This is a genomic window from Halorubrum pallidum, from assembly GCF_055380345.1.
The window spans coordinates 79,747-102,089 of the sequence record NZ_AP043945.1 but is presented as its reverse complement, the minus strand read 5'-3'; the positions used below and the strand labels follow the sequence as shown (position 1 = coordinate 102,089).

At 70.2% G+C, this 22,343-nt stretch carries 19 protein-coding genes and 1 tRNA gene; 16 read left to right on the top strand and 4 right to left on the bottom strand.

The window, feature by feature from the left end; all coding sequences use genetic code 11:
* Nucleotides 1–44: 44 nt before the first annotated feature.
* The gene (locus tag ACZ45C_RS02105) at nt 45–1,538 is read right to left on the bottom strand and encodes a single-stranded DNA binding protein (protein ID WP_460561710.1); all 1,494 of its coding nucleotides are present in this window, start codon (nt 1,536–1,538) and stop codon (nt 45–47) included.
* 313 nt (nt 1,539–1,851) lie between these two features.
* Between ACZ45C_RS02105 and ACZ45C_RS02100 the strand changes: the two genes are divergently transcribed.
* Nucleotides 1,852–1,924, top strand: a tRNA-Arg gene (locus ACZ45C_RS02100).
* 378 nt (nt 1,925–2,302) lie between these two features.
* On the opposite strand, the gene ACZ45C_RS02095 is transcribed toward ACZ45C_RS02100, so the two are convergent.
* Nucleotides 2,303–4,129 (bottom strand): cation:proton antiporter domain-containing protein, encoded by a 1,827-nt coding sequence (locus tag ACZ45C_RS02095; RefSeq protein WP_460561708.1) that lies wholly within the window; start codon nt 4,127–4,129, stop codon nt 2,303–2,305.
* Nucleotides 4,130–4,553: 424 nt separating this feature from the next.
* Here ACZ45C_RS02095 and ACZ45C_RS02090 point away from each other — a divergent pair, with 424 nt between their 5' ends.
* The 15 genes from ACZ45C_RS02090 to npdG all read left to right on the top strand — a co-directional run bounded on the left by ACZ45C_RS02090 (nt 4,554) and on the right by npdG (nt 19,581).
* Nucleotides 4,554–5,822: an urea ABC transporter substrate-binding protein gene (locus ACZ45C_RS02090; protein WP_460561706.1), complete on the top strand. Its 1,269-nt coding sequence runs from the start codon at nt 4,554–4,556 to the stop codon at nt 5,820–5,822.
* Nucleotides 5,823–5,903: 81 nt separating this feature from the next.
* Nucleotides 5,904–6,827: an urea ABC transporter, permease protein UrtB gene (gene urtB, locus ACZ45C_RS02085; protein WP_460561704.1), complete on the top strand. Its 924-nt coding sequence runs from the start codon at nt 5,904–5,906 to the stop codon at nt 6,825–6,827.
* A complete protein-coding gene (locus ACZ45C_RS02080; protein WP_460561702.1) occupies nt 6,824–7,951 on the top strand; it encodes an ABC transporter permease subunit in 1,128 nt (375 codons plus the stop codon). Before urtB ends, ACZ45C_RS02080 begins: the two co-directional genes overlap by 4 nt.
* The gene (locus ACZ45C_RS02075; protein ID WP_460561700.1) at nt 7,948–8,721 is read left to right on the top strand and encodes an ABC transporter ATP-binding protein; all 774 of its coding nucleotides are present in this window, start codon (nt 7,948–7,950) and stop codon (nt 8,719–8,721) included. The genes ACZ45C_RS02080 and ACZ45C_RS02075 overlap by 4 nt, the downstream gene beginning before the upstream one ends.
* Nucleotides 8,718–9,416, top strand: coding sequence for an ABC transporter ATP-binding protein (locus ACZ45C_RS02070; RefSeq protein ID WP_460561698.1), 699 nt, complete (start codon nt 8,718–8,720; stop codon nt 9,414–9,416). Before ACZ45C_RS02075 ends, ACZ45C_RS02070 begins: the two co-directional genes overlap by 4 nt.
* Nucleotides 9,417–9,426: 10 nt before the next feature.
* Entirely contained in the window at nt 9,427–10,677 is a 1,251-nt protein-coding gene (locus ACZ45C_RS02065) for a nicotinate-nucleotide--dimethylbenzimidazole phosphoribosyltransferase (protein WP_460561696.1), read from the top strand.
* Complete coding sequence (locus ACZ45C_RS02060; RefSeq protein WP_460561694.1) at nt 10,674–12,002, top strand: cobyrinic acid a,c-diamide synthase; 1,329 nt, start codon at nt 10,674–10,676, stop codon at nt 12,000–12,002. Before ACZ45C_RS02065 ends, ACZ45C_RS02060 begins: the two co-directional genes overlap by 4 nt.
* A gap of 2 nt (nt 12,003–12,004) precedes the next feature.
* Nucleotides 12,005–13,057: an adenosylcobinamide-phosphate synthase CbiB gene (cbiB, locus tag ACZ45C_RS02055; protein ID WP_460561693.1), complete on the top strand. Its 1,053-nt coding sequence runs from the start codon at nt 12,005–12,007 to the stop codon at nt 13,055–13,057.
* Nucleotides 13,048–13,854, top strand: coding sequence for an adenosylcobinamide-GDP ribazoletransferase (gene cobS, locus ACZ45C_RS02050; RefSeq protein WP_460561691.1), 807 nt, complete (start codon nt 13,048–13,050; stop codon nt 13,852–13,854). Before cbiB ends, cobS begins: the two co-directional genes overlap by 10 nt.
* Nucleotides 13,854–14,579: an NTP transferase domain-containing protein gene (locus ACZ45C_RS02045; RefSeq protein ID WP_460561814.1), complete on the top strand. Its 726-nt coding sequence runs from the start codon at nt 13,854–13,856 to the stop codon at nt 14,577–14,579. Before cobS ends, ACZ45C_RS02045 begins: the two co-directional genes overlap by 1 nt.
* 36 nt (nt 14,580–14,615) lie before the next feature.
* Nucleotides 14,616–15,665, top strand: coding sequence for an aminotransferase class I/II-fold pyridoxal phosphate-dependent enzyme (locus tag ACZ45C_RS02040; RefSeq protein ID WP_460561689.1), 1,050 nt, complete (start codon nt 14,616–14,618; stop codon nt 15,663–15,665).
* Nucleotides 15,658–16,488 (top strand): adenosylcobinamide amidohydrolase, encoded by an 831-nt coding sequence (locus ACZ45C_RS02035; protein ID WP_460561687.1) that lies wholly within the window; start codon nt 15,658–15,660, stop codon nt 16,486–16,488. The genes ACZ45C_RS02040 and ACZ45C_RS02035 overlap by 8 nt, the downstream gene beginning before the upstream one ends.
* Complete coding sequence (locus ACZ45C_RS02030) at nt 16,485–17,192, top strand: cob(I)yrinic acid a,c-diamide adenosyltransferase (protein WP_460561685.1); 708 nt, start codon at nt 16,485–16,487, stop codon at nt 17,190–17,192. The genes ACZ45C_RS02035 and ACZ45C_RS02030 overlap by 4 nt, the downstream gene beginning before the upstream one ends.
* Before the next feature lie 16 nt (nt 17,193–17,208).
* Complete coding sequence (locus ACZ45C_RS02025) at nt 17,209–18,795, top strand: cobyric acid synthase (protein ID WP_460561683.1); 1,587 nt, start codon at nt 17,209–17,211, stop codon at nt 18,793–18,795.
* A gap of 117 nt (nt 18,796–18,912) precedes the next feature.
* Nucleotides 18,913–19,581: an NADPH-dependent F420 reductase gene (npdG, locus tag ACZ45C_RS02020; protein WP_460561681.1), complete on the top strand. Its 669-nt coding sequence runs from the start codon at nt 18,913–18,915 to the stop codon at nt 19,579–19,581.
* A gap of 54 nt (nt 19,582–19,635) precedes the next feature.
* Here the strand turns inward: npdG and ACZ45C_RS02015 are convergent, their stop codons facing one another.
* Together ACZ45C_RS02015 and ACZ45C_RS02010 are read right to left on the bottom strand one after the other, a co-directional pair.
* Nucleotides 19,636–20,571, bottom strand: a complete 936-nt coding sequence (locus ACZ45C_RS02015; protein WP_460561679.1) for an NAD-dependent epimerase/dehydratase family protein — start codon at nt 20,569–20,571, stop codon at nt 19,636–19,638.
* 93 nt (nt 20,572–20,664) lie between these two features.
* The gene (locus ACZ45C_RS02010; protein ID WP_460561677.1) at nt 20,665–22,275 is read right to left on the bottom strand and encodes an ABC transporter permease; all 1,611 of its coding nucleotides are present in this window, start codon (nt 22,273–22,275) and stop codon (nt 20,665–20,667) included.
* Between the last annotated feature and the right edge of the window lie 68 nt (nt 22,276–22,343).

The following is a 22,343-nucleotide window of genomic DNA, read 5'->3' as shown; positions in this document are numbered from 1 at the left end:
CGCGATCGGTCTCGACACGTCTGCGGTCGCGTTCGCTCCCCCGATCAGAACACGTCTTCGGCGTGGATCGTCCCGTCCCGCTCCGCCCCGCGGACGGTGACTTCCTCGCCAAGTCGGAGGCTCGCGTCTGTCTCGACCCGCTTCGTCTGCTGACCGTCGTCTACCACCACGGGATCTCCGGTCTGGACGACCGTTCCGGTGAACTCGACCTCGTCACCGTCCGTTCGCTCCGCCGTTGCGGCCGCCGCGCCGCCGTCGGCCGCTCCGCCGGCTGCGACGCCGTCGGTTGCCGTTCCGCTGGCGGGAGTTCCGTCAGCGTCGCTCCCGTCGCCGGTGTCTCCGAACGCGTCGAGTCCGGTTTCGCTCTCCTTCGGACTCCCGCCGTCGGCTCCCGAACCGCCCGTCGCCGCGCCGTCCGTCGCCGAGCCCGCCTCTCCGTCGAGGACCGCGACCGTCGATCGCCAGTTCGCCGACGCCTCGAGGTCGTCCTGCCAGCCGTCTTGGATCTCGATGTCGGTGAAGACGACGCGGTCCGCGAGATCGACCTCGCGGTCGGCCTTGTCGCCCCAGAGCGCGACGCGGATCTCTCCCGTCTCGTCTTTGATCCGGACGTTCCGCACCTGACCTTCGCTGCCGTCGTCGCGGTCGAACGTCCGCTTTGGGTCCGTCTCGATGACGCCGCCGCCGATGTCGACGGTCTGGCCGATCTCCACGTCGGCGATGTCGGTCGTCTCCGGGACGTACTCCACGTCCTCGTCGACGCGCTCGACCGTTCCGCGGTCGCCGACGTGCAGCTCCAGATCGCCGTCGCGCTCGCGGACGTACCCGTCACCGACCTCGACCACCTCGCCCGCCGCGAACTCGTCGGCGAGGTCGGCCTTGTCGTCCCACAGCGTGACGCGCACGCGTCCGGTCTCGTCGCCGACGGTGAGGTTCGCGACGCGCCCCTCGCTGCCGTCGTCGCGGTCGAACGTCCGGACCGCGTCCGTATCGAGCACCTGCCCGACGAGGTCGACGTCGGAGGCACCGAGCGAGAGGTCATCGACGCGGTAAGTGTCGAGCACCTGCACGTCGACCTCCGCGTCCTCGTCCGGCTCGACCTTGTCGGCGCTCACTTCGAGCCCGCTGTAGCCTTCTTTCGGTCGGCCCATGACGCGGAGCACCTGCCCGACCTCGAGTTGGTCTTCGGCCGCTCCCGCCATATCGTCCCAGAGCGCGACTCGCACGGAGCCGGACGCGTCGGCCACGTCGATGTTACAGACGCGTCCCTCTTCGGCATCTTCGTCGTCGCGGTCGAACGTCCGAATCTCGCCGATGGAGGTCACCTTCCCGAGGAACTTCACGTCGTTCATGCCGGGTTCGATGTCAGCGATCGTGTCGGCCTCCTCGTCGCGGAGTTCGTGGGCGATGAGCATCGCGGCGGTCTCGTCGTCGGCGAGCCCGCCCATCTGCTCGACTTTGTCCTCGACGGCCGCCTCGAACTCCTCGAACTCGACGTCCGTGTCGAGATCCTCGTAGACGTCCTCTATCACTCCCATACGCGTACCTCTTCGGTTGTCGAGTCCGCGGATAAACGTTGTCCTTGCCGGGGTCTCGCGGCCGAAATACCCGCCGCTATCGGCCGGTTCCGCAGCGTCGCCCTCGCCGTTCGAAGCCTCGTCATACCCGTTCGTGGTCCCCGCCGATACAAAAGGTGTGCAGTCCGGATCTGCACCCGCCGTGCTCTCGTTGGTCTCTACAGATCGCCCCGCTGTCGCCTATTTTCGCCGCCGTCCACGACGCGTGCGACCGTTCGCCACAGGGCTTGCGGACCGTAACCGTCTTAAGTTCAACCGCGGTACGTCGTATTGAGTCCTGGTAGGGTAGTGGACTATCCTCTTGGCTTGCGGAGCCAGGGACCGGAGTTCAAATCTCCGTCAGGACGTTCACTTTGCGGCTGTCTCACTTCGTTCGACAGCCGCGCGTTCGCGTCCTGACGTGCCCTGCGCTCGCTTCGCTCGCGCAGGACTCCGTCAGGACATTTCTTTCAGAACAACGCTGCGAGCGCAGCGAGCCGTACGTGCCTCGAAAAACTCCGCGGAGATTTGAGCAGAAAAGTCGCAGCCGGGAGCGAACGCAGTGAGCGACCGGATCGTCTTTTCGAGTTCAAATCTCCGTCAGGACGTTCACTTTGCGACTGTCTCACTTCGTTCGACAGCCGCGCGTTCGCGCCCTGACGTGCCCTGCGCTCGCTTCGCTCGCGCAGGACTCCATCAGGACGTTTCTCTCAGCACAATACTGCGAGCGTAGCGAGCCGCGGCGGCTAATCGTGCGGGTGGAACCGGTTCATCGCTTGCCTGACCGCGCCGGCGTCGCCGACGAACGTGACGTGGTCGCCGCGCTCGACCACGCGATCGGCCGACGGAACGTAGTTCTCTCCGTCCCGGCTGACGACGGCGACGAACGCGCCGTCGGGGATCGTCGAGTTGAGATCCCGAATCGTCTTGCCGGCGACGCCCTCGGCCGTCACGACGATCTCCTGTACGTCGTGGTCGTCGCCGAGTTCGTTCATCCAGTGGGCGAGCGCCGGTCGCTCGATCTCGTCGTCGATCGCCACCGCGGTCGCCGTCGACGAGTCGATCGAGGTCACGTCGATGCTCTCGAAGGCGTCGACGTTCGTCGGGTCGTTCACGCGCGAGTACACCGCGTCGACCCCGAATTTCGTTCTGGCGAGCTGGCAGGCGAGGAGGTTGATGTCGTCGTCCGCTGTCGTCGCGACGAAACGCTTCGCCTCGTCGACGCGCGCGTCGCGTAACGTCTCCGCGTCGCTGCCGTCGCCCTCGCGCACGGTGAACCCCTCCGTCCGCGTTCGTTCGGCTTCGTCGCCGTCGCGTTCGACGATGACGACGAACTCGCCCCGATTCTCCAGTCGTGTGGCGAGCGCCCGGCCGACCCGGCCCCCGCCGACGATTATCGTGCGCATTGGTGTCACTCCGAGGAAGTCGCCGATCTGGCGCGCGAGCCCCGCCTCGATCGCGACGGTCGCGAAGATGACGGCGAACACCGTCCCGACGAGCAGCTGTCCGGCCGCGATGTTTCCCGCCAGCTCCAGTTCGATCGCGAACAGCGTCGCCACGCTCGCCGGGATGATCCCCCGCGGACCGACCCCCGCGATGAACAGCCGCTCCGGCCGCGTGAACCGCTCGACGCCGGCGGTGGCGATGAACGCCCCGAGCGGCCGGAGCACGAGCATGATCACGGCCACGAGCGCGACCGCGCCCAGGCCGAGGCTCCGGATCGCGGCCACGTCGATCAGCGCGGCCAGCGAGATGAACACGAACGACAGCACGATGAGCGTCGTGTTCTGTGCGAACCGCTCGATCTCCTCGCGGTTGTCGATGTCGAGGTTCCCGAGCAGCATGCCGCTCGTCGCCGCGGCCGCGATCCCGGCCTCGGCGGCGACGGCCTCCGCGGCCGCGAACGACCCGACCGCCGCCGCCAACACCAGGAACTGCGAGGCCTGCACGTCTCGCTCCGGGACGAAGTCGCTTTCCAACAGCAGGTAGATGACGACCGTCGCCAGCACGCCCGCGGCCACGCCGACGCCGAACCGCTGGAGGAACGCGCCGACGGTCGCCCGGACGCCGAGGTCGTCGAGCAGCAGCGTCTCGAAGATGACCACCGCGACGATCGCGGCCGTCACGTCGTTGATGATCCCTTCCGTTTCGAGCGCCGTCGCGACGTGGTCCCTGACGCGGACGACGTCGAGGATCGGCGTGATGACCGTCGGTCCGGTCGCCACGAGCAGCGCGCCGACGAGCAGCGCGATCTCCCAGCTCGCCCCTTCGAAGGTCCGAACGGCCGCCGCGGTTCCGAGGAACATCACGAGCGCGCTAATCGTCACGAGCCGGAGCGACACCGTCGACGCGCGCCTGATACGGTCGATCTCCAAGGCGAACGCCCCTTCGAAGACGATGATCGCGACGCTGAGCCCGACGATGATCTCCAGTCCGCTCCCGAACGTTTCGAGCGTCACGACCCCCAGCACCTCCGGCCCCAACACCACGCCGATGAGGAGGTAGAAGATGACGCTCGGAATTCGCAGGCGATGAGCGAGCAGTTGCACCGCCAGCCCCGAGACCAGTATCATCGCGATAACCGGGAGTAAGCTGCTCGACACGACTACGTCGAATACGCTTCCCCGGCTGGTTAGGTGTACTGGTTGGCTACTTCTCCGCGCGGACCGCGCTCGCGCGAGCGCGCCGCAGATCGTATTACTCAACCCACATTACCTCCGATCGTCGAAGTGGTCGGTTATCGTCTCGTCGTTTGAAATATCTTGTCTGTATCAGATGTAATTCGGTATACGATAAAACGATCGGTCAGTATATTATCGTATATTATTTCTATCAGGCAACTATGAGTGTATTTCCTCTTCGTAGGTCATTCGAGGAAGGGCTTTTATAATTCCATTATCACCGAGTGAGTGTCGATATGAGCGGACAATCGATTTGGAAAATCGCTACTCGGGTCGTATCTATTCAAAAATCTGCGGCTGTTCTCGCGGGGCGCGAATGACGCACCGCTCGCTGTCTCGGCGGTCGGTGTTGGCGTCCGGTGCGACCGCGCTCGGCGTCTCGCTGGCCGGGTGTTCCGGTGGGGGAGGTGGCGGGGGCAGCGGGCCGACCGTCGGAATTCTCGAAGACCGATCGGGGAACTTCCAGCTCAACGGGACCTCGAAGTGGCAGGCGACCCGGCTCGCCATCGAGGAGATCAACGAGAACGGGGGGCTTCTCGGGGAGGAGATAGAGATCGTCGACCCCGACCCGCAGTCCGACAACTCCCGGTACCAGGAACTCACGGAGCGACTGATCCTCCAAGACGAGGTCGACGCGCTCTGGGCCGGCTACTCCTCGGCGACCCGCGAGGCCATCCGGCCGATCATCAACGAGAACGAGCAGCTGTACTTCTACACGACCCAGTACGAGGGCGGCGTCTGTGACAACACGATCTTCCCGGTCGGCGCGACCGCGCGCCAGCAGCTCGGGATCGTGACGCCGTACCTCGCCGATGAGTTCGGCGAGGACATCTACATCATCGCCGCCGACTACAACTTCGGCCAGCTCTCCGGTGACTGGGTGAACGTCCTCGCACAGGAGAACGACTACAACATCGTCGGCGAGGAGTACATCCCGCTGGACGAGACCGACTTCTCATCGGTCATCAACCGGATCCAGGACGAGGATCCCGACTTCATCATGTCGATGCTCGTGGGAGCCAACCACGAGAACTTCTACGACCAGCGGGCGACAAACGACCTCGAATCGATTCCGATCGGCACCTCGACGGCGATGGCGCAGGGACACGAGCACATCCGCTACGACCCGCCGGCGCTCACGAACGTCTACGCCGGCGTGAGTTACATGGAAGAACTCGGTGACCTCCGCGAGGGCGAGAACTTCGTCGAGGACTTCTACGAGCGCTGGCCGGACGCGAACTACCTCAATCAGGAGGCCCAGAACAACTACTTCTCGGTGTACCTGTGGGCGGACGCGGTCGAGGAGGCCGGCACCTTCGATCAACAGGAGGTCATCAGCGTCCTCGAAGCGGGCCGCGACGTCAGCGCGCCCTCGGGCGACCTCACGCTGGACGGCGCGACCCACCACATGGAACACGAGATGCGGGTCGCCCGCGCCGACGAGAACCACGACATATCGTTCACCAACAACGAGCGAATCGATCCGAGCTTCCTCCGCGAGGAGGTCGAGGGCGGCGACGGCTGTGACCTCCGCGAGGAAGACAAAACGACCCAGTACGTCCCGAGCGATGTCTACGATGTCTGAGAGCGCAGCGAACGCCGGTGAACCGGACCGCCGACACGACCGGACTGGTAACGGTGTGCGTCCGCGCGCCGGGGGAGCACCGTGATCGAGGCGACGGCCACGCCGCTGACGTTCTCGGCGTACAGCCTGATCGCCCTGCTGTTCCAGTTCCTGAACAGCTTCGGGTTCATCGTCCTCGCGACCGTCGGGCTGGCGATCATCTTCGGCATGATGGGCGTCATCAATCTCGCGCACGGCGAGTTCATCCTGATCGGCGTCTACGGCACCGCGCTGCCGTACCACGCGGGAGTTCCGTTACCGATCGCGATGGGCGTCGGCATCGTCGCCACGACGGTCTTCGGCATCCTCGTCGAGTGGGCGATAGTCAACCGGTTCTACGACCGGCTTCTGGACTCCATGGTCGCGACGTGGGGGCTGGCGCTCGTGGTCTCCCAGCTGCTGTTGATCGTCTTCGGGTCGAGCCTCGACAGCATCTCGACGCCGATGGGCAGCGTCGCCTACGGGCCGTTCTCCTCGTCGGTCTACCGGAGCGTCTTCCTCCCGGCGGTCGCGCTCGTGGTTCTCGCCGGGCTCTACGCGCTTTTCACCCGAACTCGGTTCGGGATCAAAGCGCGGGCGACCATCGAGGACCCCGAGACCGCTCGGGCGATGGGGATCGACACCGATAGGATGTACACCGCGACGTTCGCCATCGGCTCCGCGCTCGCCGGGCTCACCGGGGCGCTGTACGCGCCCGCGCTCGGCTCGATCACGCCCAACCGCGGGAGCACGTTCCTCGTCGAGGCGTTCGTCGCCGTCGTCGTCGGCGGGCCGTCGGTGATCGTCGGCACGCTGTCGGCGGCCGGCGTCCTCAGCGTGTTCAACGCGACCGGGAGCTTCCTCTTCGGAACGTTCGTCGGGCAGATGCTGCTGTTGCTCGTCGCCATCGTCGCGCTCCGACTCCTGCCCGACGGGATCACGGGGTACGTCGAGGACTGGCGGCAACGCCGGAGGGCCGAGGAATGAGCGACCGCCTCGACGGCGGCTCGACCTCGCTCGTCGGCCGCCTCCGCGACCGGCTCGAAGGCCCGAACACGATCGGCGAGTCGGCGCCGTTCTGGATCGGCTTCGTCGTCGCGGTCGCGGCGCTCGCCGCCTACCCGCTGACGACCGACCCGTACACGGTCATCCAGAGTTCGCGATACCTCGCGCTCTCGTTTCTCGCCCTGAGCCTCTGTTTCATCTGGGGGTACGCGGGCGTGTTGAGCTTCGGGCAGGTGGCCTTCTTCGGCGTCTCTGCCTACGCGTTCGGCGTGATCGGGATCAACTTCTCGTCGTCGATAGGCGTCGGCCTCGCCATCGTCGGCGCGCTGCTCGCCGGGACGCTGAGCGCGGCGCTGCTCGGCTACTTCATGTTCTACGGTGGCGTTCGAGAGACCTACGTCACGATCATGACGCTCGTCGTCGCGCTGGTGTTGAACACGTTCATGGCTCAGACCGCCGGTAGCGAGTGGGCCGTCGGCGCGGCCCAACTCGGCGGGTTCAACGGGATGACGAACATCCCCAGCCTCACGATCGGCGTCGGCGAGACCGCGCTGGTGTTGGAGGGAGTCGGGCTCTACTACGCCCTGCTCGTCGCGCTCGTCGCCGCGTATCTCGGGCTCCGCGTCCTCGTCAACGGCAGCTTCGGGATGACGATGGTCGCGGTCCGCGAAGACGAGGCCCGGACCACGACGTTCGGCTACGACGTGCCGTTCGTGAAGCTCGTCGTCTTCACGATCGGCGGCGCGCTGGCCGCCGTCGGCGGCGTCTTCTACGCCAGCTGGGGCAACTACATCGACCCGAGCGTCTTCGGGATCGCCTTCGCCGCGCTTCCCGTCGTCTGGGTCAGCGTCGGCGGCCGCGAGTCGCTGCTCGGGGCGATCGGCGCGACGCTGGCGATCGAACGCATGCGGACCGGGCTGTCGAGCGGGATCGGCCCGGTCGGCTCCGAGTGGGCTCTCGTGATCGTCGGCGGGCTCCTGCTCGGCGTCATCCTCTTTCTGCCCGCCGGCGTCGTGCCGGCGCTCGACGACTTCGTTGGCGAACTGCGCGAGAAACGCGACGAGCGGTCGCAGTCGACACCGGCCACGGAGGAACCAGCCGAATGAGCACACCACAGGACATCAACGTCAGACGGAAGCCGGCGGTCGCCGCGACCGGCGGCGCGACGAGCACGGTACTTGCCACCAAGCAACTCACGAAGAACTTCGGCGGACTGACCGCGGTCGACGGCGTCGACTTCTCGGTCGAGGAGGGTGAGATACGGTGTCTCATCGGACCGAACGGCGCCGGGAAGAGCACGCTGCTCGAACTGATCACGGGGCAGCTCTCGCCGAGTGAGGGCGACATCTACTTCGACGGGACGGACCTCACCGAGATGGACACGCACGACCGGATCGACACCGGGATCAGCGTCAAGTTCCAGTCGCCGCACGTCTACGAGAACCTCTCCGTCGAGGAGAACCTCCGGGTGCCGCTCCAGCGGACCGACCGCGACACGGGACGGGTGTTGGCCGAAACCTTGGATCGGACTGCGCTCGCGGCCAAGCGGGAGGAACCGGCCAGCGACCTCTCTCACGGCGAGAAACAGCGGCTGGAGATCGGCATGGCGGTGACGCTCGATCCGACGCTCATGCTGCTCGACGAGCCCGTCGCGGGTATGTCAGTCGACGAAACTGCCGACATCGCCTCGCTGATCCGCTCGCTGCACGACGACGGCATGACGTTCCTCGTCGTCGAACACGACATGGACTTCGTCCGCCGGATATCGGACCGCGTCACGGTGTTGAACCAAGGAGAGATCTTCCGGGAGGGACCGATAGAGGAGATCGAAGCCGACGAGGACGTCCGTCGGATCTACCTGGGTGAGAACGCGTGAGCCTCGAGGTGTCGAGCCTCGACGCCGGGTACGACGGTACGCCGATCCTCCGCGACGTCGATCTCACCGTCGAAGACGGCGAGATCGTCGGTATCGTCGGTCGGAACGGCGTCGGGAAGACCACGCTGTTGAAGGCGATCATGGGGCTTCTCGCGCCCGAGTCCGGGACGATCCGGTTCAACGGTACGGACGTCACCGGCGAGCCCGCGGACGTCCACGCTCGCGGTGGAATCGGCTACGTGCCGCAGGGCCGCGACGTGTTCTCGGGGCTGACCGTCGAGCAGAACCTCGCTCTCGGTGAGGGGATCGGCGAGGGCGACGAGACCCGTTACGAGCAGGTGTACGACTATTTCCCGATCCTCGAAGAGCGCGCGGACCAGGACGCCGGCACGATGAGCGGCGGGCAACAGCAGATGCTCGCCATCGGGCGTGCGCTCGTCGGCGACCCCGACCTGCTGGTCGTCGACGAGCCCTCCGAGGGGGTCCAGCCGTCGATCGTCCAGTCGATCACGGCCGACCTCGAACGGATCAACGAGACGTTCGGGACGACGATCCTCTTCGTCGAACAGAATCTCTCGGTGATTCAGGGGCTCTCGGAGCGGTGTTACGCGATCGACCACGGGACGATCGTAGACGAGATCAACGGCGAGGGAGTCGCCGACCGCCAGCGGCTCGAAGAGTACCTCGTCGTCTGACTCGGCGGTCGTGCGACCGACCGCCGCCCGTCGAGGTGCGCCGTTCCGTCCGCGTCCGAGACCGCAGAGGCCGCGACCCGATCGATTAAAGTCCGCTTGTGCTAATCAGTCGCCAGTAGATGTACTCGAACCCACCGCGGTCGACGGTCGTGGGCGCCGGGCGCGGTCGCGGTCGACACGGGAGCGGACGCGGAGGTGGCGCGTGTCCGAGGTGACCCTCGTCGCCGTCGCCGGAACGACGGCGACGGCCGCGATCGACGGCATCAGCGCCGCGGGTGCCGACCCGGAGCTTCGGACGCACACGCCGAGCGCCGACCTCGAGATCGTCGCGGACGGGAGCCCCGCGCCCGACTCGCCGGTCCCCGTCAGTCCCTCCGGCTGTCCGACGCCGGCGGTCGTCACCCGGGCGGTCAGAGAGCGGGTGGGGTTCAGTTTCACCGCGATCGACGCCGGGCTCGCGGTGCCGACCGGCGCGCCGGTTCGCGGCGTCGGCGCTTCCCCCGGCGGCGACGTGCGCGACCGCGAGCCGGTACCGGACGCCGCCGCGGTCTTCGAGACCGCCCGAAATCTCGCCCCCGAGATCGCCGCCGGCGAGGGGGGCCCGGGAGCGACCGGCGAACTCCTCGTCGCCGAGACGGTCCCCGGCGGCACTACCACCGCGCTCGGCGTGTTGACCGCGCTCGGCGAGCGGCCGGTCGTCTCGTCGTCGCTCGCGGCCAACCCGCTCGAACGGAAGCGCGCCGTCGTCGAGGAGGGGCTCGCCGCGAGCGGTCTCGCCGCCGGCGACGCCGCCGGCGACCCCCTCGACGCGGTCCGGCTGATGGGTGACCCCGTGCTCGCCGCCGCCGCGGGGCTGGTCGTCGGCTCCCTCGAAGCCGAGGTCGACGTGACGCTCGCGGGGGGCACCCAGCTGGCCGCGGTCGCGGCGCTTGCGCGACACGCCGGCGTCGATCGGCGGCTCCCGCTCGCGACGACGACGTTCGTCGCGGACGACCCGACCGCGGACGTGGCGGCGCTCGCCGCCGACCTCGACCTGTCGCTCACCGCGACGGACCCCGCGTTCGGGTCGAGCGACCACCCCGCGATGGCGGCGTACGCCCGCGGCGAGGCGAAAGAGGGCGTCGGCATGGGTGGCGCGCTGGCGCTCGCCGATCGCGCGGGGGTGCCGGCCGCCGAGGTGCGCGACCGCGTCGCGGCGATCACCGACCGGCTGCTGGCCGAGCGGGAGGCGGCGGATGCGACCGGGGGCGGGTCCCGATGAGGGGAGTCGTCCTCGGCGGCGTCAGTTCGGGGGTGGGAAAGACGGTCGCCGCCCTCGCGGCGATCCGCGCGCTCTCCGACGCCGGCCACGCGGTCCAGCCGGCGAAGGCGGGACCGGACTTCATCGACCCGAGCCACCACGCGCACGTGGCGGGGCGACCCTCGCGCACGCTCGACCTGTGGCTGCAGGGCGAGGCGGGGCTCCGCCGGAACTACGCCCGGGGCGAGGGCGACGTCTGCGTCGTCGAGGGCGTCATGGGACTGTACGACGGGGACAAATCGAGCACGGCCGCGGTCGCCGAGGCGCTCGACCTCCCCGTGGTGCTCGTCGTCGACGCGAGCGCGGGCATGGAGAGCGTCGCCGCGACCGCCCTCGGATTTCAGACGTACGCGGAGCGCGCCGGCCGCGACGTCGACGTGGTCGGCGTGATCGCCCAGCGCGCGCACGGCGGCCGACACGCGCGCGGGATCCGCGAGGCGCTCCCGGACGAACTGACGTACTTCGGCCGTATCCCGCCCCGCGACGACCTAGAGATCCCGGATCGGCACCTCGGGTTGCACATGGGCGAGGAGTCGCCGATCGGCGAGGACGCGCTCGGCGCGGCCGCCGAAGCGATCCGAACCGAGCGACTGATCGAGGCCGCTCGGGAGCCGACGCCGGTCGGCGCGTCCGGCGACGCGGCCGCGATCTCTGACGGTCCGACGGAGACCGACTGCGACCGCCCGCGCGTCGCGCTCGCCCGCGACGACGCCTTCCGGTTCGTCTACCCGGCCACCGTCGAGCGGCTGCGCGAGCGGGCGACCGTGGTCACCTTCGAGCCGACCGCCGGCGACCCGCTTCCCCCCTGCGACGGGGTCTACCTCCCCGGCGGCTACCCGGAGAACCACGCCGCGGCGCTCGCCGAGAGCCAGGCGCTCTCCGACGTCGCCGACGCGGCCGCGGACGGGACGCCCGTCCTCGGCGAGTGCGGCGGGCTGATGGCTCTCGCCGAGTCGCTGACGACCGTCGACGGCGACACGCACCGGATGGCGGGCGCGCTCCCGGCCGACGTGACGATGCGGGAGCGGTATCAGGCGCTCGACCACGTGGAGCTGCGCGCGACGCGGGACGCGCCGACCGCCGCTGCGGGCGAGACGCGCCGCGGCCACGAGTTCCACTACTCGTCTGCCGAGGCCGCGGACGACGCTCGGTTCGCCTTCGAGGTCGAGCGCGGAACCGGCATCGACGGCGATCACGACGGGCTGATCGAACACCGAACGCTCGGGACGTACTGTCACCTCCACCCCGAGAGCGGGGCGTTCGACGCGTTCCTCGACGGACTCTGACGATGTCCGCCGCCTCCCACCTCGCTCCCGTGGCCTCCCTCCTCGCTCCCGTCTCTCCCGCGCTCGCGGCCCTCGCTCTCGCCGTCGCGGCCGACCTCTCTGTCGGCGAACCGCCGAGACGCCTCCACCCCGTCGCGTGGTTCGGCTCGCTGGTCGATCGGACCGATCGGGAGTGGAGCCGACCCCGTCTCGTCGGCGTCGCGGTCGCGGTAGCGCTCCCGCTCGCCGCCGCGGTCGCTCTCGGCGTCCTCGTCGCGGTCGCGGCCGGGGTCGGGCCGCGGGCTGCCGGGGTCCCGCTCGTCGCGGTCGCGGTCGCGGCCGGCGTCCTCTTCGCGGCCGCGAGCCTCCGGATGCTGCTCGACGTCACGAGCGAGGTCGTCGCGCTGACCGAGACGGATCCGGCGGCCGCCCGCGAGTCGGTCCGGGCGCTCGTGGGCCGCGACCCGACGGCGCTCTCGTCGGCCGACCTCCGGAGCGCGGCCGTCGAGAGCGCGACCGAGAACCTCGCGGACGGGTTCGTCGCCCCCCTGTGGTGGTTCGCGGTCGGTGCGACCGTCGGAGCGTTCGCCGCGACGGCCGGAACCGCGACCGCGACGTCGCTCGCGCTCCCGCTCGGCGTCGCCGGCGCGGTCTGGGTCAAGGGGGTGAACACGCTCGACTCGATGCTCGGCTACCGCTCGAAGCCGGTCGGGTGGGCGAGCGCCCGGCTCGACGACCTCGCCATGTACCTCCCCGCCCGCGCGAGCGCCGCCTGTCTCGCCGTCGCCGCGCTCGCGGTCCACGGTGGCTCCCCTACCGGTGTCCTCCGGCGGGCCCGCCCGTGGGCGCGCGAGCCGACCTCGCCGAACTCGGGCTGGCCGATGGCGACCGGCGCGGCCGCCCTCGGCGTCCGGCTCGAGAAGCCCGGGAGCTACGCGTTGAACTCCGGCGTCGACCTCCCGACCGCGGCCGACGCCGAGCGCGCTGTGCGGCTCGTCGGTGCGGCCGGCGGCGTCGCGGTCGTCGTCGCCGCGGGCTGGCTCCTCGCGCTCGCGGGGGTGATCGCGTGGCTCTGATCGGCGCGGGGGCCGCCGCCTTGGGGGACGCCGCCGCGGCGATCCGGGGCGCGCTCGGCTTCCTCACCCGCCTCCCGGTCGGCCGCGACGAGGCCGCGTGGGAATCGTTCTCGCGATCGCCGTGGAGCCTCCCGGCCGTCGGGTACCTCGTCGGCGCGCTCGTCGCCCTGCCGCTCCTCGCTCCCGTGCCCGCGTCGACGGTCGCGTTCGGATTCGTCGCCGGAATCTACGCCCTGACCGGGGTCACGCACCTCGACGGGGTCGCGGACCTCGGCGACGCCGCGGTCGTCCACGGCGACGCCGACGCGCGCCGGGCGGTGCTGAAAGACGCCGCGCTCGGCGTCGGCGGCACCGTCGCGCTCGCGCTCGTCGTCCTCGGGCTCGCGACGGCGGGACTGTCGTTGGCCCCGATCGCGTCGACGGCTCCGGCCGCCGCGGTCGCGATCGTCGTCGTCGCCGAGGTGGGAGCGAAGGCCGCGACGGCGACGCTCGTCTGCGTCGGCGACGCCGCCCACCAGGGACTCGGATCGGCACTCGCCGACGCGACCGCCCCCCGCGACGCGCTCGTCGTCCTCCTCGTCGCGACGCCCGCGGCGCTGCTCGCGTGGCCGGTCGCCGGCTCGTTTGCCTCGGTTCTCGCCGCCGCGTTCGTCGTCGCGTTCGCGATCGCCGCCGCGCTCCGCCGGTGGAGCGCGCGGCGGCTCGGTGGAATCTCCGGCGACGTGCTCGGTGCGACGACCGAACTGGCGCGCGTCGCCGCGTTACACGCGGGGGTGATCGCGTGGACGCGCTTCTGATGTGCGGCGGCCGCGGAACCCGCCTCGGCGGCGACACCGAGAAGCCGCTGGTCCGGGTCGCGGGTCGGTCGATGGTCGACCGCGTCCTCGCGGCGCTCGCCGAGAGTCGGACCGAGGCGGTCCGCGCCGTCGTCTCGCCGCACGCGACCGCGACTCGGGCGCACCTCGCCGAGCGGGCGGCGCGTGAACACGCGGACGCCGACCTCCGGATCGTCGACGCCCCGGGCGACGGCTACGTCGCCGACCTTCGGTACGCGCTGACTGAGAGCGACGCCGACGCCGGTCGTTCCTCCAGCGCCGGTCGCACCTCCACCGCCGATCCCCCCGTCCTCACCGTCGCCGCGGACCTCCCTCTTCTCGACGGCGAGGCGGTCGACCGCGTGCTCGACGCCGCCGAATCGGCCGCCGACTCGCTCTCGCTCACGGTCTGCGTCCCCGCGGACCGCAAGCGCGAGTTGGGCGTCAGTGCCGACGGGGCGTTCGAGAACGACGGCCGCGCCGTCGTCCCGGCGGGGATCAACGTGGTCGGTGGTCGTGGCGGGAGCACCCCCGAGGAGAGCGGGGACGCGCCGGACGACGGTGACGCGGGCGGGGACGCACTCGACGCCACGCCAGACGACGGCGTCCACCTCACCGACGACCGCCGGCTCGCCGTCAACGTCAACTACCCGTCGGACGTTCGGATCGCCGAGGCGCTCCTCGCGGAGGGGCGGACGACTCGCTGACACGCCGTTTCCACCGACTGACTCGCCACCCACGCCATGCACTTCGACCGAGCCGCCGACCTCGACCGCGCGCCCCACGGGAGCAGCGACGACCCCGACGTACTGGATTTCTCGGCGAACACGAACCCCGCGGTCCCGGACGGCGTCGAGGCCGTCTACCGGGCGGCGTTCGACTCGGCGCGGACCTACCCGCCGGAGCCGCCGGCCGACTTCCGGCGGGCGGCGGCCGAGTACGTCGACTGCGATCCGGACGCAGTGGTGCCGACGCCCGGCGGGCTCGCTGCGATCCGGCTCGCCGTGTCGCTGGCGGTCGACGACGGCGACACCGTCCTCGTGCCCGCCCCGAGCTTCGGCGAGTACGCCCGCGAGGTGCGACTGCAGGGCGGAGATCCCGTCTTCGTCCCGGCGGATGCGGTCTTGGAGGCCGACCCCGCGGATCACGCGCTCGCGGTCGTCTGCGCGCCGAACAACCCGACGGGGTCAGACTACGCCCCCGCCGAGTTGGAGCGGTTCGCGGCGCGCTGTCGGGCGACCGAGACGCCGCTGCTCGTCGACGAGGCGTTCCGGGGGTTCACCGATCGCCCCTCGCTTGCGGGGACCGACGGCGTCGTCGTCGCCCGCTCTCTCACGAAGCTGTTCGGGCTCCCCGGGATCCGGGCGGGATTCGCGGTCGCGACCGGCGGCCTCGGAGCGGCGATGCGCGGTGCGCGACGCGCGTGGAACGTGAGCGCTCCGGCGCTCGCAACGGGCGCGCACTGCATGCGGCAGGAGGGGTTCATCCGGGAGACCCGAGAGCGCGTGCGGGCGGAGCGCGAGCGGCTTCGCGAGTCCCTCCGGACGCGCTACGCCGTCTCCCCCTCGAACGCCCCGTTCCTGCTCGTCGACGTCGGCGGTGGTTGCGATGACGGCGAACCTCCCGCCGGCCGCTCCGTCGACGCGGTCGTCGCGGCCGCCCGCGAGCGCGGGGTCGCGGTCCGCGACGCGACGACCTTCCGCGGGCTCGACTCGCACGTCCGCGTCGCGGTGCGGAGACCGGACGAGAACGACCGTCTGCTCGCGGCGCTAGGGGTGGACGACGGTGTTTGACGCGACCGTCAGCGAGGGCGTCCTCCGACTGCGGCGGCCGGGGACGCGCTGGCTCTCGACCGGCTGGGCGGGCGGCCGCTCGCGGGGCGACGCCGCCTACAACGTCTCGGTGCCCGAGGGGTTCGAGCGGACCGACCTCGCGGCGTACCGCGACGAGCGGCTTGCGCGCGCGGGATTCGGCGGAGAGGCGAACGGTGTCGACCGCGACCCCGACAGCCATGCCGACCGCGACGATGGCCGCGACCCCGACCGCTCACGCGCTCCGACCGCCGACCGCGACGACCCGCCCACGCTGTTCACCGGGGTGGCGATGGAGCACGCCCGCGGCGCGCGGAGCGGTCCGGTCGTCGCGTACGCGACCGCCGGGCTCTCGAACCCCGCGACGCTGTCGATGAATCCCGAAGGCGGAGCGAGCCGGACGGCCGCGGTCGACCCGTCTCTCCCGGTCGACCCGGCCGAGTCGCCCCCGCACGGACCCGGCACCGTCAACCTGATCCTCGGGACGACCCGGCGGCTCGCGCCCGGTGCCGCGGCCAACCTCGTCGCCGTCGCGGCCGAGGCGAAGGCGGCGACGCTGCTCGACGCGGCGGGCGTCCCGGGGACGACGAGCGACGCGGTGGTCGTCGGCGACGACCCGACCGGCGACCCGGCGTCCTTCTCGGGCAGCGCGACGCCGGTCGGCGCGGCCGCCCGCGTCTGCGTCCGGGACGCGGTCCGCGCGAGCCTGCGATCGCGGTATCCGGACGACGAGTTTCCCGGTGCGCCGGCCGACGCCGCACACGGCGTCGTCGCCGACGACCGAGCGGAGGTTTTCCACCCATGACGACTGAGACATCCACAGACGACGGTACCGACGACGAACGCCCAGACTCCCGGTCTCCCGGTGGTGGCGCGGCTCCGGAGCCGGAGTCGATCTCGCCGGCCGCGCCCGAGGAGTTCGGACTCGTGCAGGCGTGGTGGGGCGACGGCAAGGGGAAGACGACGGCGGCGATGGGGATGGGATTTCGGGCGGCCGGCCACGGCTACCGCGTCCACATGCTCCAGTTCATGAAGGGCGGTGCCGACAGCGTCGACGCCGTCCGCGGCGAGTACAACGCCATCGCGGCGATGCCGGGATTCTCCTTCGAGAACGCCGGCCACTACGGCTGGCACGGGCTGCTCGACGGCTCCGCGGACGACGACCACGAGGCGAAAGCGCTGGCCGCCTTCGAGCGGGCGGAGGCGCTCGTCGACGGCGCACGCGCGGCCGACCTCGACGCTCCGATCCCGCTCGACGGCGACCCCGACGCGGGCGTCCACATGCTCATCTTAGACGAGATCCTGTACGCGGCAGACCGTGGGCTCGTCGATCCCGGGGCGGTCATCGACCTCGTCGAGTCGACGCCGGACGGGCTCGAACTCGTCCTCACCGGCGGCCACGCGGAGCCGACGTACCTCGACGGCGTCGCCGACCTGATCACGAACGTTCGGAAGGTGGCGCACCCGTTCGACGACGGCCAGCGCGCGCGCCGCGGAACGGAGTTCTGACGACGGTGACCCGCTGATGTCCGATCCCGACGCTCGGACCGTCCTCGTCGCCGGCACGGCGAGCCACGCCGGAAAGAGCACGCTCGCGGCCGGTCTCTGTCGGCTCCTCGCGCGCCGGGGGGTTTCGGTCGCGCCGTTCAAGGCGCAGAACATGAGCAACAACGCCCGCGTCGCGCTCTCGCCCGACGGCGAGTGGGGCGAGATTGGCGTCTCCCAGTACGTGCAGTCGCGGGCCGCGGAAATACCAGCGACCACCGACGCGAACCCCGTCCTGCTCAAGCCTCGCGGCGACGGTGAGAGCCAAGTCGTGATCGACGGCGACGCGGTCGCGACCGTCGCGGCCGGCGCGTACTACGACGACCACTGGGAGCGCGCGCGGTCGGCGGCGATCGACGCGCACCGTCGGCTGGCGGCCGACCACGACGTGATCGTCGCGGAGGGCGCTGGAAGCATCGCCGAGATCAACCTCCACGATCGCGACCTGGCGAACGTCGAGTGCGCCCTGTTCGCCGACGCCGACGTCCTGATCGCCGTCGACATCGAGCGTGGCGGCGCGTTCGCGAGCCTCTACGGAACCCTCGAACTGCTCCCCGACGACGTCCGCGATCGCGTCGCTGGCGCGGTGATAACCAAGTTCCGCGGCGACCCCGCCCTGCTCGCGCCCGGAATCGACGAAATCGAGTCGCGCACGGGGGTCCCGATCGTCGGAGTCGTCCCCCACGACGACCCCGGTCTCCCGGCAGAAGACAGCCTCTCGCTGCCGGGTGCGGGAGACACCGGGGGAAGCGACGGCACCGCCGATGCCGTCTGGGGCGACGACGACGGCGTCCCGGAGACCGAAGCGGTCCGGGTCGCCGTTCCGCGGCTCCCCCGAATCTCGAACTTCACCGATCTGGAGCCCCTGGCGCGCGAGCCGGGCGTCCGGATCGCGTACGTTCCGATCGACGCCGATGCCTCGTCGCCTCTCGCCGACGCCGATGTCCCGTCGCCTCTCGCCGACGCCGACGCGGTCGTCCTTCCGGGCTCGAAGAACACCGTCGACGACCTGCTCGCGCTTCGGAACGCCGGCATGGACGGGGCCATCGGAGAGTTCTCCGGACCGATCGTCGGGCTCTGCGGCGGTTACCAGATCCTCGGTGAGCGACTGACGAACGCGGCGATCGAGGGGACGGGGGAGGTGACGGAGGTCGAGGGCGTCGGCGTCCTCCCGGTAGCGACGCGCTTTTCGACCGACAAGCGCGTCGAGCGGGTGACGCGCGACGTCGACGCGGCGGAGGCGGGCCCGATCTCGGGAGCGACCGGCTCCGCGACCGGCTACGAGATCCACATGGGCCGGTCGTCGCCGACCGGGGCGGTCGCCCAGCCGCTCGGCCCCGAGAGCGCGGCGACCGACAGCGCGCTCGGGACGTACCTCCACGGGATCTTCGAGAACGCGAACGTCCGAGACGCGTTCGTCGAGGCGGTCTTCGACGCGGCGGGGCGGTCGCGCCCCTCCGGCTCCGACGGCGATTTCGACGACTCGGAGAGTCCGTACGACCGCGCCGCGGACCTCGTCGCCGAGCACGTCGACCTCTCGGCCGCGGGACTCGACGATCTCGGGTGAGTTCCCGGTCGTCCGCGCCGCAGGCGGACCCCGTCTCTCGATCTCACCGCCGTCTCCGTCCGTGGCGAGGACGGCCGGTCACGGAACCCCTAAGGCCGGAGCGACCCCACGAGCGGTATGCACATCGCGATACTCGGCGGCACCGGCGACATCGGTCAGGGGCTCGCGCTCCGGCTCGCGGCCGACACGGCTCACGAGGTCACGATCGGCTCGCGCGAGGCGGAGAAGGCCGAGACGAAAGCCGAGGAATACACCACCGAACTCGACAGTCGCGGCATCGACGCCGCGGTCGCGGGAGCGGAGAACGCGGCCGCCGCCGCCGACGCGCGCGTGGTCGTCCTCGCGGTGCCGCCGTACCACGTCGGCGACACCGTCGAGGCGATCGCGGACGCCCTCGACCCCGGCGACGTGCTCGTCTCCCCGGCGACCGGAATGAAACGCGACGACGAGGGGTTCCACTACCACAGGCCCGGAGCCGGCTCGGTGACGGAGATCGTCGCCGACGCCGCGCCCGACGGCGTCGCCGTCGTCGGCGCGTTCCACAACCTCGCGGCCGCGCGGCTCGCGAACCTCGACGCCGACCTCGGGATCGACACGCTCGTGATCGGCGACGACGACGACGCGAAGGCGACGGTGACCGCCGTCGCCGAGGGGATCGAGGGACTGCGCGCGCTCGACGCCGGCGGGATCGCCAACGCTCCCGAGATCGAGGGCCTCACGCCGCTTCTCATCAACGTCGCGTCGAACAACGACGGGCTCCACGACCTCGGCGTTCGCTTCGAGTGAGGAGTCGGGCGGGGTAGCGGTCGGGACGATCGACGAGGGACCGTGTGTGCCTTCTCACCCGACGATCTCGTCGATCAGCTCGCGCGCGCTCCGGCGGACCGCGGCGTCGCTCTCGATCGACGGTTCCCAGCCGAGGGCCGCCAGCTTCTCGATCGAGAGGCGCATCTTCGGCACGTCGCCGGTCCAGCCCCGGTCGCCGCCGGTGTAGACGTACTCGGGGTCGACGCCGAGTTCGTCGCTGACGATGTCGGCGATCCGCGTCACCGACGTGGTCGTCCGCGTGCCGAGGTTGTAGACGTTCAGGTCGGCATTCGCGTGCTCGACGACGTGCGCCATCGCGTCGACGCACTCCGTGACGTGCATGTAGGACTTCTCCTGACGGCCGTCGCCGAGAATTTCCAGTTGCGTGGGGTCGTCATTTAGCTTCTCGATGAAGTCGGGCACCACGTTGCCGCGCTGGCGGGGACCGACGATGTTCGCGAAACGGAACACCCACGACTGGATCCCGTACGAGTGCGCGTGCGTGGAGATGAGCGCCTCGTCGGCGAGCTTCGAGGACCCGTAGATGGAGATGGGCGCGAGCGGCGCGTAGTCTTCCGGCGTCGGGCGCGGGGCCTCGCCGTAGACGGTCGACGAGGAGGTGAACGCGAATCGATCGACCCCGACCTCGCGCATCCGGTCCAAGACGTTGTACGTCATCTCGGTGTTCTCCTCGAACAGCTCGCGGTCGTCGTCATAGTTCGTGTCAGTGTACGCGGCGAAGTGGAAGACGACGTCGAGGTCGGCGGTGACCGCCTCTGTGACCGCGTCCGGGTCGGTCATGTCCGCCTCGACGAAGGCCGCGCCGTCGGGGACCCGGTCGCGCGTCCCCTTCGAGAGGTCGTCTGCGACGCGGACGGTCGCGCCGCGGTCGAGCAGGCTGGCGGCGAGGTGACTTCCGACGAGCCCCGCACCGCCCGTGACGAGCACGTGTGCATCGGACAGATCCATACGCGTTCGTGCGGCGGTATCCGATAAGTACGTGTGGAATCGGAACGAGGTCGGAGACCGGACGCTCGCTGATAAGCCGTTCCCGAAACGCGCTCACAGCCCTTCTTTACTCCCTTCCTGCGCGAGGATGACGAGCATCGACAGCCCGGAGATGACGAGCAGGATGAGCGTGGGGACGACGGCGTACTGGTACAGCGCGGTCTCCTGTGCCCGCCAGATCTGGGTCACGATCGTCTCGAACCCGGACGGCCGGAGCACGAGGGTGACGGGGAGTTCCTTCATCGTCGTGAGGAAGACGAGCGCGGCCCCAGCGACGATCCCCGAGCGCGTGAGTGGGAGAGTCACGCGCTTGAACGCCCCGCTCGGAGATTCGCCGAGGGTGCGTCCGGCCTCGACGAGCCGCTGGTCGACCTGCAGGATCGCGGTCCGACTCGACCCGACCGCCTGCGGCAGGAAGCGGACGACGTACGCGAACACCAGAAGCGGGAGAGTCTGGTAGATCCCCGGCAGGTACCCCGACCCGAAGTAGACGAGCGCGAGCGCCAGCACGATGCCGGGGACGGCGAACCCGACGTACGTCGCCCGTTCGAAGATCGTCGCGAGCGGCGAGTCGTGGTTCGCGGCGAAGTACGCGATGGGGATCGCCGCGAGCGCGGCGACGACAGCGGCGGCCGCGGAGACCGACACCGAGTTCAGCACCTGTATCGGATCGAACGCCATCGACGGCCGGCGGCCGGCCTCCGAGCGGACCAGCCACAGCCCGAGAATCCACAGCGGAACGAGCAGCGCGAATCCGGACACGCCGGCCGGAAGCAGCGTCGCCGGCCAGCGCAGCCGACCGAGCGACACCCGGTCGGTCGTCTGTCCCGCGTCGTCGCCTCCGCCCGACCGCTCGGAGCGGATCGCCCACTCCAGCGCGAGCACGACGAGCACGACGACGAGCAGCTGCAGGGAGAGCAGCGCGGCGTAGTCGCTTCCGAAGGACCTGTACTCGGCGTATATCTGCTGGGTGAACACCGGGAGCCGCATGATCGACGGGGTCCCAAAGTCGGAGACGGCGTACAGCGCCGCCAGCAGAGAACCGGCCGCGACCGCGGGTCGGATCGTCGGCAGGGTCACCCGCCGGAACGCCGCGATCCGGCCGTGGTTCAGCGTCCGAGCCGCCTCCAAGAGGGTCGTGTCGAACGACAGCAGGGCGGCGCGGGTCGTCAGGTAGACGTACGGGTACGTGTACAGCGTGATGACGAGAACCGAGCCGGAGAGCCCGTGTATCTCGGGGACGCGCTCGACGCCGAGGGGGGCGAGCACGTCGTGAAACTCGCCGCGCCGTCCGAACGCGGAGACGAACGAGAACGCTCCGACGTAGCTCGGCACGACGAGTGGGAGGGCGGCTGCGACCGACCAGAACCGCCGAAACGGCAGGTCCGTCCGGACGGTGAGGTACGCGAGCGGAACGCCGAGCGCGATGGAGAAGGCTGTGACGCCGCCCATCAACAGCAGGCTGTTGACGAGCACGTCGGCGGTGTTGGCGCTGAACACGAGGTCGAGCGCCCGCTCGCGCTCGACGGTCGTCGCCTCGATGACGAGCCATGCCAGCGGAAAGACGAGCGTCGCGGCGATCGCCGCGCAGAGCAGCGTCAACCCGAGGGGTACCCGGCCGTCGCCGTCCGTCAACCGCTCGCGGATCCGGTGTCTCAAGCTCATTGTCCGGGAACGAATCGCTCGGTTCGAGCGAGAGCGCGCCCGCCGTTAGCAGTTCCGATTCCCGTCGC

Excerpts from the sequence above, each read along its gene's own strand:
- ACZ45C_RS02105 (WP_460561710.1), bottom strand. The coding sequence starts at position 1,538 with ATGGGAGTGATAGAGGACGTCTACGAGGATCTCGACACGGACGTCGAG.
- ACZ45C_RS02095 (WP_460561708.1), bottom strand. The coding sequence starts at position 4,129 with ATGATACTGGTCTCGGGGCTGGCGGTGCAACTGCTCGCTCATCGCCTG.
- ACZ45C_RS02090 (WP_460561706.1), top strand. The coding sequence starts at position 4,554 with ATGACGCACCGCTCGCTGTCTCGGCGGTCGGTGTTGGCGTCCGGTGCG.
- ACZ45C_RS02080 (WP_460561702.1), top strand. The coding sequence starts at position 6,824 with ATGAGCGACCGCCTCGACGGCGGCTCGACCTCGCTCGTCGGCCGCCTC.
- ACZ45C_RS02075 (WP_460561700.1), top strand. The coding sequence starts at position 7,948 with ATGAGCACACCACAGGACATCAACGTCAGACGGAAGCCGGCGGTCGCC.
- ACZ45C_RS02060 (WP_460561694.1), top strand. The coding sequence starts at position 10,674 with ATGAGGGGAGTCGTCCTCGGCGGCGTCAGTTCGGGGGTGGGAAAGACG.
- cbiB (WP_460561693.1), top strand. The coding sequence starts at position 12,005 with ATGTCCGCCGCCTCCCACCTCGCTCCCGTGGCCTCCCTCCTCGCTCCC.
- ACZ45C_RS02045 (WP_460561814.1), top strand. The coding sequence starts at position 13,854 with ATGTGCGGCGGCCGCGGAACCCGCCTCGGCGGCGACACCGAGAAGCCG.
- ACZ45C_RS02040 (WP_460561689.1), top strand. The coding sequence starts at position 14,616 with ATGCACTTCGACCGAGCCGCCGACCTCGACCGCGCGCCCCACGGGAGC.
- ACZ45C_RS02030 (WP_460561685.1), top strand. The coding sequence starts at position 16,485 with ATGACGACTGAGACATCCACAGACGACGGTACCGACGACGAACGCCCA.
- ACZ45C_RS02025 (WP_460561683.1), top strand. The coding sequence starts at position 17,209 with ATGTCCGATCCCGACGCTCGGACCGTCCTCGTCGCCGGCACGGCGAGC.
- npdG (WP_460561681.1), top strand. The coding sequence starts at position 18,913 with ATGCACATCGCGATACTCGGCGGCACCGGCGACATCGGTCAGGGGCTC.
- ACZ45C_RS02015 (WP_460561679.1), bottom strand. The coding sequence starts at position 20,571 with ATGGATCTGTCCGATGCACACGTGCTCGTCACGGGCGGTGCGGGGCTC.
- ACZ45C_RS02010 (WP_460561677.1), bottom strand. The coding sequence starts at position 22,275 with ATGAGCTTGAGACACCGGATCCGCGAGCGGTTGACGGACGGCGACGGC.